The sequence below is a fragment of the Bordetella genomosp. 13 genome (assembly GCF_002119665.1).
Taxonomy (GTDB): domain Bacteria; phylum Pseudomonadota; class Gammaproteobacteria; order Burkholderiales; family Burkholderiaceae_B; genus Bordetella.
The window spans coordinates 4,372,856-4,386,490 of record NZ_CP021111.1; the positions used below are offsets into that span (position 1 = coordinate 4,372,856).

Sequence of the window (13,635 nt, forward strand, 5' to 3'; positions counted from 1 at the left end):
ATGCGCTTCGATCCTCCAAGATTGTTCAGGCCTGCGGCGCAATGATCGCACGGAGATGTTGCATCGCCTGTCGTGTCGGGATCGCCCCGCTAATGGCACGCCGATCCGATACGCGGCATGGCCTTCGGCGCCTCGCCAACCGTATTGCCGGCCAGCCGGCGGATCTTCTGCGCCACCTCCGCCGTCGGCGGCTCGTAGCCATAGCAATACGGAGGCGCCGGCACCGAATCGGGACGGTAGTCCTCGAGCACGGGTTTCGCCTCGCCAAGGTACAGATTGTCCTTCAGGCGCAGGAAGGCCTTGTAATCGCGCGTATACCCATGCCGGGCCTTCGATTTCTCGTAATGCCGCCGGTCGGATTCGCCGTTGCGCAGCGCGCTTCTCGCCGGCGCGCCGGGGATGAAGCGGCAATAGTTCACGTCGATGCCGTGAACCGTCGGCGTGGACTCGGGCTCCGTGCACTCCCGCTGGGACACGTTGCTGAACATGTTCCCCTCGATCAACGCACGGGCCTCGAGGCTGAAGCTCATGCCATACAGGTCCCAGTTCTCGAGCAGATTGCCGTACAGGTGGAACGTGCCGAACTGGCCCCTGGGATTGCGCTGCACCGTGTTCAGGAAATAGTTGTGGTGCAGCGTCACGCGGGCGATAGAGTCGCGCTCATAGTTCTTGAAAAGATCGGCCGAAGTGATGTTGTTGAGCAGCATCACCTTGTTCGAATCATGGAACTTGGTCCATGACACCGTGACGTCCGTGGAGCCATTCTTCACGTTGAGCAGCCGATCTGAGAATCGCGACAGATCGAGGTGGTGCACCCACACGTCGCGGCTGCCATTGGCCACGTTCACGGCCTGCGTAAGGCGGCTGAGGCGCCCGTCTATCGTCAGGTGCGTGACGATGACGTTCCTGCTGCCGTATATCCCCAGCCCGTCATCGATCAAGGTGACTTTCTTTCCGCGGCCGTCGATGGTGATGTTGGACGGCACGCGGATCTGCGAGGCCAGCACGATGGTCATGTCGGAAGCGAAGCGGATCCAGGTGGGCTCCTTCCTGGCGCGCTTGACCGCATCGCGCAGCGTACCGGGGCCCGAGTCCTTGTCGGAAGTCACCTCGACGACGCGCCCGCCGAGGCCGCCGACGGTCTTCTCTCCGTAGCCTTCGCGTTGCTGCAGCAGCGACGAGACGAATGGGCAGTGTTCGTCCGCGACCTTGCAGGGCTCCTCCGCGACAGCGGCCCGGCCATGGAGCAGCAGCGCCGCTGCGAGCAGCAACGACGGGATTCCCACACCGAACCGCAATCCGACCGCTCTGCTCAATCCCGCACTCCCATCACGTCGTCCTCTATCCTCGCGCGGATCGATCCGCCGGCCGCACATGCCGCCATATGCCACCGCTCATGCGCAGGTTCTCGGGCGGCCCGGCCAGGTGCTCTCTCAGCCGTTCGAAATAGGCTTGCTGCCAGCGCTGCGCATAGGCCTCGGCGTCCTCGCCGCTCGTCGGCTGGGGCAGCATCTCCAGCGTATAGGCCACGCGGCCGTTCTCCCAACGCGGGACGTAGAAGACCGATGGAACGCCAAGGCGGTGCGCCATGTGGGCGGCGAAGCTGGAGTACGTCACCTGCTGCCCCTCGAAAGTCGTGCGCGGCGCGGCGGGATTCGCCGCGCCGTCCACCGCCAAGCCCAGCACGTAGCCCGATCCGATCGCGCGCATGCAGGCCTTGGCCACCTGCGCCTCCGTCTGGTCGGCGGTCGAGATCAGGGCCGCGGCATAGCTGGACTGGGCCACGCTGGGCGCGGTCGCGAGCCAGCGCGACGGAATGCCCAGCAGTTCCAAAGCCATCAGGCCCGCGTACATGGGGCCCACGTGGGCCGTGGCGACCACGACGCCCCGCCCCGCGGCAAGCAGCGGCGCGAAGAAACGCTCGGCGGCGTCCAGCTCGCCGAGCAGCTCCATGGCCTCTTCCGCCTGCTCTTCGCGGCATTCGAGCCAGTCGAACAGCAGATGGTCCACCAGATGACCCCAACGCGCCGCGCGCTCCCATTGCGCGCGGTCGGCCGCGGCGTCGCCGCGCAGCGACCACGCCCAGTCCAGGCGCGCCTGCGGTATCGGCGCGCTGGCCAGCTTGCCTTCCAGCGCGGCCAGGGCTTCCTGGAAGGTGTCCGGAAGCTGCTCGCTTCTCTGCGCCACATAGCGCCGATACAGCGCTTCGGCCTCCTGCGAGCGGCCCGCCTGCGATAGCGCGCCAATGGTCGAGCGCTGCAACTGCAGCTTGTCCGGCGCCTTGTCGAGCAGCTGCATCATCTGCTCGGCCGCATCCGCGTACTGCATCGAATAGCGCAGCGCGCGAGCGTACAGCGTACGCGTCTGCTCCAGGTCCGGCGCCAGGTCGAGCGCCTGCTTCAAGGGAGCCACCGCCGCTTTATAGCGCCCAGCGCGCAGCAGGGTTTCACCGTGCAGCGACAGCAGCCTCACGTCGTTTGGCGCCGCCTTCAAGGCCGCCTCGAAATGTGCCGGCGCGTGCGCCTTGCGATCCTCCTCGGTGCCGCGCCGCAGGTGCGACAGCCCGAGATAGGTGCGCAGCTGCGCGCAGTCGTGGCTTGCGGCCAGCGCCGCATTGCCCATGAGAATCGCCGCATCGAACCTGCCGTCCTCGAACAGGGCGCGCACGGCCGTTGCCGCCACCCGTTCGTTCGGCAGTTTGTGCAAGTCCAGCGCCGCCGCAACGTCCGCCGCCTCGGCGGCATCGCCGTTGCGCATGAATGCCAGCATCCAGAAGTACGCGTCGCCGGGCTCGCCCGCGGCCAGACGGGCGGTCGCGCGGGCGACGGCCGCAGCCTGCGCCGCACGGCCGGCCTGCAGGCGCAGCTGGATCCGCACGGCGTGCAGCGCCGCGGCATCGGGTTCGATATCGGCGGCGCCATCCGCCACGGAGATCGCACGGTCCCATTGTTCCGTCCGCCCCAGCAGGCTCGCCAGCAGGCGGCGATCGTCGGCATGCGCGGGATAGGCGGCCACGAGCACCTCCAGCGCGGCGATGGCGGGCGCGAACGCCCCCTCGCGGACGAATGGAGATACCAGCAACCGGCGGACATCCCTCCGCCCGTCCGCCGCCTGCACCAGCGACTGGTCGAGCCTGGCCATCTCGCGCAGGGGATCCTCCGCGCCGCGGACAGCCTTGATGACCTCGCGCAGCCGGGAGGCGGCATCGGAGGCTTCGGTGTGCTTCTCGAGGACCATCTCAACCATGACGCAACCCCTTGAACAACGCCACGCCCGCGCGAGCGAGGAACATCAGCACGAAACCCAGGGCCAGGGCCTCCAGCAGCAGGACCCACGTGCGCGGGCTGCTGGGCCGGTCCGTCGGGACCGGCTGGGCGATGATGGACAGATATCGCTGCAATCGCAGCGCATCCACCGTGGCCTGCTGGTACGACTGCTGCGCCAGGGTCAGGTTCGAGTCGGCGAAGACCTGGGTGTTGCGCAGCGCCTCGTACGACTTCAGCTGGGTCGCCTCGGTGTTTCCCTGGCCGCTCAGTCGATGGCGCACCTCGGCGATCCGCTTCTTCAGCGCCGCGACCTGCAGCGTGGCCGGCCGCAGCATGGGATGGTCCTTGTTCTCCAGCGCACGGATCTTGTCGAGATTGACCTGGGCGTTGCTCAGTTCCCCCTCGAGCTGGCTCGAGAGATTCAGCAGCATCGATACGGAGGCCGTCGGGTCGATATTGCCGTGCTTGGTGCGCCACGCCGTCAGCGCTTCCCTGGCATCGAGCGCCTTGCGCTCCGCGCGCTTCACCGACTCGAGGCTGACCTTCAACTTGTCGGCCACCCCTTTCTCGTTCATCCGGCTCACGAAGTCTTCCGCCAGCCCGATCAGCGCTTTCGACAGCGTCTCCGCGTCTGCTGGAGAGAACGCCTTCACGCGCAATACGTCGATCTGCTCGAGCGCGTTGAAAGACACATGCACCGCTGCCTGGTAGGCGCGATAGAGCTCGTCTTCGCTGGAGTCTTCGGACAGCCGGTTGAAGGGGTCCAGTCCGGCATGGGCCAGGTACTGGCGCAGCCCGACCTTCTGGTCGAGCTGGCGCATGCAGTCGCGCGACTTGAGGAAATCGCTGACCGCCCATCCATCCACGAATCCGCCGAGCATGCCCGACATGTTGCCCGTGGTCAGCAGGCTGGCCGCCCCCGCCCCGCCGGATTGCTGGTTCGAGGCCGACTGCACGAAGAACCGCGACTCCGCCTCGTATCGGGGCGTGGCGATCCACAGCACATAGGCCATGGCCAACACGACCGGCGCGATGACGATGGCGGCGTTGATCCAGCGATGGCGGCGACGCTCGCGCAGCGCCGCCTGGCGCTCGCGCTGGCGGCGCTGGATCTCGGATCCCGTGTCAGAAGCCGAGCTGGCTTTCCTCGAAGCCGCCTCCGAAGACGTCGTCGCCTGCGCTGCCCGATTCGCTCCTGGACCTTCTTGGGGGGAACCTGCGGATGCACTGGTCGAGGTCGTCTTCGATTCTGAGAGTGCTTCGTTCATAGATCAAGCCTTTGAGGCAATAGTCCGCCAACTGATTCTGGCGATAACTGGAAAAGATGAGCGTGCGGCCGACCAGTCGCTCTTCGAACAGCGCCAGCCAGAGGCGCGTGAAGCGGCAGGGTTCGAAAGGCATGGCCCCTTCGATCACGTACACATCGAACGCCGGCACCAGCGCCAGCGCGAATGAAAACTCCTGCCGGACGTAGAGCGGCCAATGCTCCATGGGCCTGGCCAGGGATTTGGGATCGCTGATCAGGTCCGCGACGAATTCGTAGGCGGCGTCCGAATCGAGTTCGTACATCTCGGCCACGAATTCGATCATGCGCAGGCCGTTCGCCTTGCCGCGGATGAAGCCCTGCCGGCCGATTGCCCACGACACGCTGCCGCCATGCTTGACGAACCCCTGGCGCGGCGGGCGCAGGCGGCACAGCACGTCGATGACCTGGCGATGCAGTTCCGGCGCGGGCGACAGCAGCGCATAGCGCCCGACCGGTATGTCGAGATCCACGCGGTCCAGCAGCGCCTGCCTGCTTCCGAACGCGTACGGCTCGTCGGTGACACCATGCAGATGAATCATGGCCATCCCCTCACATCGGCTGGACGTTGCTGCGGGCAAGCCGCTGCGCCGCCAACGACACCACCGCCAGGAACACCAGCGCCGTCAGGAAATACTCCAGGCTCGCATCCGAAGACTCGTAGCTGTCGAAGTACGCCGAGCGCAGCAGCTGCATGCCGTGCGCGAACGGCGACCACAGAATCCACGGACGCAGGTGCTCGGGCAATTGTTCCGAGACGAAGAACACGCTGGCGAATATCTGCAGGAACCGCTCGATGACCGGCGCAAGCCGCAGGAAGAAATGCCAGCCTGTCGCGATCGCGCCGAACAGCACGCCCATCGCCGCGCCGCAGCCTCCCATCAGGACGACATAGAGAGCGAACCCGGACCAGCTCTGCGGCAGCGTGATGAGCCCCAGTGCGTGGCCGGCGTAGATCAGCACCCCGAAGACCACCAGATACACCGACAGATACGTGAAAGCCTGCACCAGCGCCCCCATGAGCGGCGTCACCCCCTGGAAGTTCAACAGCCCGCGGGACGAGACATAGCTCGCGCTGCTTCTGAAGATGATCTGCCGGAACATGATCCACGTGGTCGCGCCCAGCAAGGCGAACGTCGGCACGTCCATGCCCAGGATGTAGTGCGTTCCCATCAGGAAATACAGCGATGAGATCAACGTCAGCAGCACGACCGGCCCCACCAGCGCCCACAGCAGCGCGATCCGGCTTTCGCCGTGCATGACGTGCAGTTGATACACGAACATGGCCATCATGATGCGCAGGCGCGAACCGCCCTCGTCGAGATCGCGCGGATACTGCGCTTCGTGCAGGGCGCGCAGCCGTCCGCGCAGGACGGCCAGATCGCCGGCCTCGTCCCGGGACAGTTCGACCTGCAGGGCGACGTCGTTGCGCGATGCCTCGCGGCGCGCCTGCTGCGCCTCTTCCAGCCTGCGCCGGTGCATGCGCCTTTCGTGCGCCGCGCCCAGGCGCTCGTCCTCGGCCGCGAGCTTGGAGGGCGCATAACCGGGCGCGAACACGTCGACGCCCGCGCGCAGATCCTGCTCGAGCAGGCGCACCATGATGCGCAGGCGCCGCCGCGAAAAATCGGCCATCGTTTCGTCATGGCCGCCGCGCTCCACCTCTGCCTGCAGTTCCGACTGCAAGGCCTCGTACACCGCCCGCCGGGCCGCCACGCTGCCATGCGGCTCGCCGCGCAGCCGCGCGAGCAGCTGCTTCAGCACGGCGGTCGGCGAGGACTCGACACGAAACAGCGCGGTCAGGTCCAGGCGCCAGGCCGTGGTGCCGGAGCCGACGGTGTAGCTCCTGTCCTGCCGGCGTGTGCGCCAGCCCCTGATGCGATCCTCGTTGCTCATCGGCGCGCTATCAGTTCTGGTTGACGCTCGTGCTCGAGCCGGAATCGCTGTCGATGGCCCGCGTGGCGCTGAAGCCCGCGCTCATGGTCACCCGGAATGCCGACAGAACCTTCTGCACCTGGGTGAAGGGCGCGTCCGATATGTAGATGGCCTGCCCTTCGCGCACCGTGAACTGGCCCGCCAGCGCCACCTGCTCGGGGCGCGTCAGGTCGAACTGGTAGACGACGGGCAGGGTATCCGGCGCCCCCTGGGTGCCTGGTTTCGCCGGCGTGAACAGGAACACGGAGCGCGGGTCCGCCGTCTTGTCGTCCAGACCTTTCGAGTCGCCCAGGGCGTCCAGCACGCTGTAGTTGCGCTTGCTGATGGCGACGCGCCCCTGCATCCCGGCCGCGCCCAGCACCGTCAGGTACTCCCGGGCATCGTGCGCGGTAATCACATCTCCCGCGCGCAGCAGGATGTCGTTCTTCTGGTTGCGGTAGAGGTCTGACAGCCGCACCGAGCTGATCTCGTTGTCGCGCCGCAAAGTGATCACCAGCTGCTCGGGATTCGTCTGCACCGGCGCGGCCATCGCCAGCGCGCTGCTCAGGCGCTGGGACGTCTGCGTGATGGGGTACATGCCCGGCTTGGCCAGGTTGCCCTGCACCGTCACCATCTGCCCGCGCGCCTCGCTGCGCGTCACGCTCACGTCCGAACTGACGGTGAGCTTGGCCAGCCGGGCGACGACGGCGTCATGCAGCTGCGCCAGCGTCAGGCCCGCAGCCCGGAACTTGCCGAGAATGGGGAAATGGATATTCCCCGACGAGTCTATGACCTGGCTGCCCAGATCGCTGACCCCGGCGGCATTGACCGCGAAGACCCCCAGGCCGTCGCGTTCCCATACCGTGACGTTGATGCCGTCCCCGGGGACCAGGCGGTCGAATCCGCCCTGGCGGTCGTCCCGGTAGCGGGCGGGAAAATCCGCGACCTCTGGTACGTTGCTCGCCCGCGCGAGCGCGGGCGACACGGGCATGACCACGACGTCCTTCGCATCATGCGCCGAGGTCATCTCGCTCAACATCGGACCGGAACGCGGCAGCTGGCATCCCGACAATGAAAGGGCGGCGAGCAACGCCGTGACCAGCCCTCGAGCCCTCAGGCCCGGGACCGGGATGTTCTTCTGTGTCAGTTCCATTGTTTCCAAGCAAGCGAAAGAATTGCCGGGCAATCAAGCCTCCTTCAGACGCATCGCTCCCACACCGATGCAGTCGTCGTTCTCCGACGTGGGCATGACGGGCACGCACAGGCGCAGGAACTTGGTCAGCATCGCATTGAGCGAAAACAGTTCCCGCGCCCGATGGCGGCTCTGCTCCCTGACCGACTCGTCGTCGCGAAGCCGGTCCACCATGGACGCGACCTTCTCGCATGCCTCGTGCAGGTCGGGATGCTCGACGTCACTGAGCAGATGCCCGGTCACGTTCTCCACGAAGCACTCGCCTGCGCCGCCGGCGGGCGTCGACACGACGGGCACCCCGAGCATCTGCGCCTCGATCAGCACGTTCGGCAAGCCCTCGTACCGGGACAGCAGTACGCTCGTGTCCATCTGCGAATACCAATAGCCGACGTGGTTCGAAAGGCCGACCAGCAGCAGCCGGTCCGTCACGCGCAGCTCCTCGGCCAACGCCACCGTGTGATCGTGCAGCCGCCCGTCGCCCACGATGACGAAGCGGGCCTGGGGACGCTGCTTCAGGTATTGCGCGGCGAGTTTGATCCAGAGCTGCGGGCGCTTGTCGGGTTCCAATCGGAACACGCCGCCGATGGTCTCGGTGGCATCCGACGTGCACGCCTGGAAATCATTCCACTTCTTCTCGTCCTCGGCCGATGCATCGGTCGAGAGTTCGGGCACGCCGTTGTAGAGGATGTGGAAACGCTCGACCGGAATGCCGAGCCAGTCCGCATAGGCCTCCGCGGCCGTGCGGCTGTTGCTGACGAAGTACACGCCGGGAACCTGGGCCAGCGCCTGGTAGAGCTCGGGATACTCTTCGCGATAGCGGTCCTTGCGTATGTTCGGCGGCAGCCCGCGGAAGACCAGGTGAATCGTCGGAATGCCCGCGCACAGCGCCGCCAGCGCGCCGAACAGGCACGTGCCGTCCTGCCACAGGCTGACGACGTCGAACGCGTGCTCGCGCAGCCGCGGCGCCAGACGCGTCACGCCATAGTGAACCGGCGGCGGCAGCTGATCCAGCAAGCGCGCCAGCACGGAATCCGGAACGGGCTGGTGAGACACCGAGATCGGCGGCAATCCGTTGATTTCGGTGACCGGGATCTGCGCACTGGCCAGCACCGGCAGGAAGAAATCCAGGCCCTGCTTCTTGGTCGACCCCGACGGCTCTGTGTGCTGTTTCACCATCACTTCGACCTTCTTCGGCCTCATCAGCATGGCGGCCGACTGCCTGTCGGCGACGGTCGCCATGCGATGCAGTTCGCTGGCCAGTCGCGTCAGCTGACGCTCGGCGCCGCCGGGACCGAGGCTGCCCGTGACCAGCGCGACCGACACAGGCCGCTCCGGCGAATGCTCGGGCACGTCGCGATCGCGGAAATGCAGGATCGCGTGCTTCATCGATACGATCCTGATGTCCTTTCCGACGAGGCCTTTCTCAGACTCGAATTGCCGATAGAAGGCATAGTCGTCGGCCAGCGAGCTGGCAAGCTCCGCGGCCTTGCTGCCGGGAACCAGCTGGTCGGCGACGGGCTTTATCGTGTCGAACGCTTCCGCCAGCAATCCGCGCTTGCGCAGGCGCTTGGCAAACTCGACGCGCACGTTGCGATCCCCATCGCGCGCGATCAGGCGACGGAACAGCGCGTCGGACTGCTCATGGGCGCGGATGTCGCTGAGCAGCTTGGCCCGGGCGAACAGCTTCGCCGAATTGCGGGTCCTCGCCGGAATATGGCGGTCGACCAGCGACAGGGCCTCCTCGACCTGCCTGTTCTTCACAAGGCGCGTCGCGCTGTGGCGGACGATGTTGAGATCGTCCGGACACTCGCGCAGGAGCTCGGACCACTGCTCGAACATGCCCTCGTTGATGCCCGCCAGCTCCTTCAGGCGCAGCAGCAGATAGCGTATTTTGGGATCCGCCATGTGGTCGCGCGCCAGTTCCTGCGCGCGCGGCAGATTCCCTTGGGCGGCCTGAACCCTCCCTGAGGCCGCGACGATCTCCTCCAGCTGGGCTTGCGCCCGTTGGAGATCGGACGTATCGACCTCCCGTTCGGTATCCAGGGCCTCGCTCATGCCGCCTTCCTCCGATTCATCTTTTCGATCCACACCAGGCACCGCTGGATGTAGTGATCGAACTGCTCGGGATTCTCGGAACGCTGCTTGAGCGCCTGCCAGTACGGCAGGGCCTGCTCGAAGCGGTGCAGGCGCATCGCGCCGACGGCGGCCGCGCGCAGGCCGATAGGATCGTCGGGAACGAGCTTCAGGATCTTCTCGCCGAGGGCAAGACGCTCGGTCGTGCTGGACGGATCCAGCGCCCGGGCTTCGGCATACAGCACCGCGATGATGCGCCGCTTCTCGTGCGCGACCTCAGGCATATCGGGCCAGGACTGCGCGATGCGGTCCAGCAGCTTCCAAGCGGCCTCGTGGTCGCCAGCGGCCAGCAGTTCGCGGGCGGCGCGGATGGCGCGGGGACCGAGCCTGTTGAGCTGGCGCTGCGCCTCTTCTTTCGCGCTCTGGTCGGCAGACCCGTGCGACAGGATGGCGGTATACGCGTCGATGGCGTCGCCGAACCAGCCGCCATTGAAGGCCGCCCTGGCGAAGTACAGCTGCGTGCTGAAGGCGGCAGACTCGCCGGCCGCCGCCTGCTTCAGATGCCGGATGGCGGTTTGCTTGTCGCCCAGCGCATCGGCGGCACGGCCGCGCATCGCATCCAGTTCGGGAAAATCGACCTGGGTATCGAGCGCGATATCGGTGAGCTCGATCACCTCTTTGTGGTTGCCCGCCAGCAGCGCGGAGCGCACGCCCAGGCGCATCGCGCGCTCGAACGCCCGCTGCTTGCGCAGGCCAGCCATGGCGCCGGGATCGAGCAGGCGATGGGCGCAAATCTTCTCGGCCGCGTCGCGCAGGCGTCCCTCCTCCAGTGCGCGGGCGCCCTCTTCCGCCCATGCCGCCGACTGCGAGAGCAGCCATGCGCGCACGTTCTCATGCTCGCTCTTGGCCAGGCCGCACGATACGGCCAAGGCGGCGCCGGCCATGACGAATCCGCGCCACGACGCTTCCTTCACCAGTTCCAGCGCGTCGACGTCCGACAGCGCGGGCGATTCGGATGCCAGTTCGCGCAGCGCCGCGCGGTCGCCCGCGATCAGGCGGTCGCGCCACAGCACGGCGAAGCCGCGGCCGTACGCGGGCAGCACGGCACGAACTTCGTGCACCCAGCGTATGGCGGCCTCCATGTCGCCGCCTTCCTGCAGCATCGACAGCACCGTGTCGGCCGCCTCCAGCGCGCCGGGCTCGTCGCCCGACGAAATGCGGAACAGCTGCTTCCAATTGCCCAGCGCCTCGTCGACGTGCCCCAACTGAGCGGCGGAGACCGCCGCGGTCCGCACGATCTCCGGGGTCTCGATCTCGTCGCCAAGCAGGCCGGCCGCCAGCGAATAGGCCAGGTCATACCGCCCGAGCCTGAAGTGATTGCGCATCAGGATCTGCTCGGCCTTGCTGCCGGAAGCCAGCGCGCCGTCCGCGCTCTCCAGCAGGGCCAGGGAGCCTTCGTAATCGCCCAGCTCGCCCTGCATCCGCGCCAGCAGCAGCACGTGGTCGGGCAGTCCGGGATGCCTGCGCAGCACCTCGCGGACGCGCCGCGAAGCCTCTCGCAATTCGCCCGAATCCCAGATCCTTTCGATGCGTTCGGCGGCTTCGTCGGTGGAGAGCTTGGCCGCCACGGGCTGCGGCGTGGAGGCGCCAAGCCGCGGACGGATATAGCTCTTGTACCAGTCGGCGCACAGGCGCTCGGCGAAGAGCGCGGTGTAATGCGTAAGGTCGAGCCCGCCGTCCTCCATCGCGTCGGCCTGGCCGATCTTGTTCATCAGCGGCGTCGGGTCGTAGCAAGGCACGCCGAGCCGTTCGGCCCCCGCGGTGACGGTCGCGATCAGCTGCTGGCGCTGTTCGATCGGCACGTTGTCCGGAGTCAGGGCGTTGACGTGCGTGACGAAGATCACCTTGTCCTTGCCCAGCAGATCGACGATCTGCCGCATTTCGCCTTCGATCTCGTCGTCCTCGACATCGCGCTTCACGATGCGCGCGAGCAGGTCGCGGTCCTCCGCCGAGAGGGCCTTGAAGACCGGGTCTTGATCCAGCCACGTGCGCCTTTCGCCCAGCCGATCGGACAGCGCCAGAGACCAGAAGGTGCGGGCGCGCGCGCGGTCGGCGAAGAACTCGCTGAAGTAGCGCACCAGGTAGTTGGACTGGATCGGATAGCCGTCTATGGTCAACAGCTTGCGCGATGACAGTTCGACCATGTACAGGTCGGCGGGCTTGTGCGTCCCGCGGCGCGCGCGGTCACCGTTCGACGGCCGGAAGATCAGCCGTTCGACGTCGGAGGGGATGTCGCACTGGTCGTACATGAAGCGCGCCTGCTGCAGCGCCTCGGCGCTGGTGTGCACGAAACCGTAGTTGCGCCCGAGCTGCAGCTTGACCGGGTATCGGCCCACGGCATCCCGCAGGGGCGTGTGGATCCGGCAGGTGCCGATCGGAGCGATGGTGAAAGAGGCCATTCAGGTCACCTATAGAAATGGATTGGCCGCCCGGACTCGAAAGTCCAGTACAAGGGTGGTGGGTGACGGCTGGGACTCAGAGAGTCCAGTACAGAAGGTTGGGCTGGAGTCGGCTGCTGTCGAGCACGGACTTCAGGTCGCAGACCATGCCGTCGTTCTTGACCAGATGCGGCAGGTCTTCCCAGATGGACTCCATGGTCTCGCGATGCGGGACGGCAAGAATCAGCACGTCCATGCTCTTGAACTCGCTGCGGTCCACGAGCTTGATGCCGTACTCGTGCTCCATCTGGGCCGAATCGGCCATCGGGTCGCAGGCCACCGGGGTGATGCCGTACTGCTTGAGGGCATTGAAGAGATCGACGACCTTCGAGTTCCGGATGTCCGGCACGTTCTCCTTGAACGTCATGCCCAGGATGCCGACGCGGGTCGAGCCGTTGAGCCGCCCGTTTCGGGCCAGCTCCTGCACGATGCGCGAGGCGACATGGCTGGCCATGCCGTCATTGATGCGTCGCCCCGACAGGATCACCTCGGGGTGGTAGCCCAGCTCCTGGGCCTTGGACGTCAGGTAATACGGGTCGACGCCGATGCAGTGGCCGCCCACCAGGCCAGGCGTGAACCGCAGGAAATTCCACTTGGTTCCCGCGGCGGCCAGCACTTCCGAGGTACGGATGCCGACCAGGTCGCAGATCTTCGACATCTCGTTCATCAGCGCGATGTTGATGTCGCGCTGGGTGTTTTCGAGAACCTTCGCGGCCTCGGCGACCTTGATGGAGGACGCGCGGTGCACCCCCGCCTCGATGATCTTGCCGTAGACGTCCGCGATCACGTCGAGCGATTCCGCATCCTGGCCGGAAACGATCTTGACGATTTTCTCCAGCGGATGCTCGCGATCGCCGGGGTTGATGCGCTCGGGGCTATAACCCAGCTTGAAATCGACCCCGCAGCGCAGGCCCGAGGCTTTTTCCAGCTCGGGTCCGCAGATTTCCTCGGTCGCGCCGGGATGGACGGTGGACTCGAAGACGACGATGCAGCCCGGGCGCAGCACCGGGCCGATCGACTGGCACGCCCGCACGAGCAGCGAAAAGTCGGGATTGTTGCGTTCGTCCACCGGCGTCGGGACAGCCACGACGAAAAAGTCGCAGCCCTCCAGTTCCGACACCTGGTCGGTGAACATCAGGTTGGAAGCCTGCAGTACGTCACGCTCGATCTCGCCCGTCCAGTCATCGCCCTCTTTGAGTCGTGCAATACGCCGCTTGTCCACATCGAAGCCGATGACGTCGAAACGCCGGGAAAACGCCACGGCTACCGGCAGGCCTACATAACCCAGGCCACATACTGCGATTCTCTTTACCACGGGACTACCTCGCTGTTTTCGTCGTGTCTCGGACACTAGAAGTCGACCCCCAGGGAAGCGCAGGGAAGCGGCGAACG

The 13,635-nt window shown here is 66.3% G+C and carries 9 protein-coding genes; all 9 read right to left on the reverse strand.

All coding sequences use genetic code 11. From position 1 onward, the window contains the following. Nucleotides 1-89: 89 nt before the first annotated feature. A complete protein-coding gene (locus tag CAL15_RS19705) occupies nucleotides 90-1,280 on the reverse strand; it encodes a pectate lyase family protein (RefSeq protein WP_420042563.1) in 1,191 nt (396 codons plus the stop codon). A gap of 61 nt (nucleotides 1,281-1,341) precedes the next feature. Then, on the reverse strand, nucleotides 1,342-3,246 hold the full coding sequence (locus tag CAL15_RS19710; protein ID WP_086080046.1) for a Vi polysaccharide transport protein VexE: 1,905 nt from the start codon (nucleotides 3,244-3,246) through the stop codon (nucleotides 1,342-1,344). Next, complete coding sequence (locus CAL15_RS19715; RefSeq protein ID WP_086081199.1) at nucleotides 3,239-4,270, reverse strand: sugar ABC transporter; 1,032 nt, start codon at nucleotides 4,268-4,270, stop codon at nucleotides 3,239-3,241. The genes CAL15_RS19710 and CAL15_RS19715 overlap by 8 nt, the downstream gene beginning before the upstream one ends. A 121-nt stretch (nucleotides 4,271-4,391) precedes the next feature. Further along, nucleotides 4,392-5,111 (reverse strand): ATPase, encoded by a 720-nt coding sequence (locus CAL15_RS19720; RefSeq protein ID WP_086081198.1) that lies wholly within the window; start codon nucleotides 5,109-5,111, stop codon nucleotides 4,392-4,394. A 10-nt stretch (nucleotides 5,112-5,121) separates the two neighbouring features. Further along, nucleotides 5,122-6,462, reverse strand: a complete 1,341-nt coding sequence (locus CAL15_RS19725; protein WP_086080047.1) for an ABC transporter permease — start codon at nucleotides 6,460-6,462, stop codon at nucleotides 5,122-5,124. 10 nt (nucleotides 6,463-6,472) lie between these two features. Beyond that, the gene (locus CAL15_RS19730) at nucleotides 6,473-7,633 is read right to left on the reverse strand and encodes a polysaccharide biosynthesis/export family protein (protein ID WP_086080048.1); all 1,161 of its coding nucleotides are present in this window, start codon (nucleotides 7,631-7,633) and stop codon (nucleotides 6,473-6,475) included. A 33-nt stretch (nucleotides 7,634-7,666) separates the two neighbouring features. Next, nucleotides 7,667-9,727 carry a glycosyltransferase gene (locus CAL15_RS19735; RefSeq protein ID WP_086080049.1) on the reverse strand — a complete coding sequence of 687 codons (2,061 nt, stop codon included), beginning with the start codon at nucleotides 9,725-9,727 and terminating at the stop codon, nucleotides 7,667-7,669. Continuing rightward, on the reverse strand, nucleotides 9,724-12,204 hold the full coding sequence (locus CAL15_RS19740) for a tetratricopeptide repeat protein (RefSeq protein WP_086080050.1): 2,481 nt from the start codon (nucleotides 12,202-12,204) through the stop codon (nucleotides 9,724-9,726). Before CAL15_RS19740 ends, CAL15_RS19735 begins: the two co-directional genes overlap by 4 nt. A gap of 76 nt (nucleotides 12,205-12,280) precedes the next feature. Further along, complete coding sequence (locus tag CAL15_RS19745) at nucleotides 12,281-13,558, reverse strand: nucleotide sugar dehydrogenase (protein WP_086080051.1); 1,278 nt, start codon at nucleotides 13,556-13,558, stop codon at nucleotides 12,281-12,283. Between the last annotated feature and the right edge of the window lie 77 nt (nucleotides 13,559-13,635).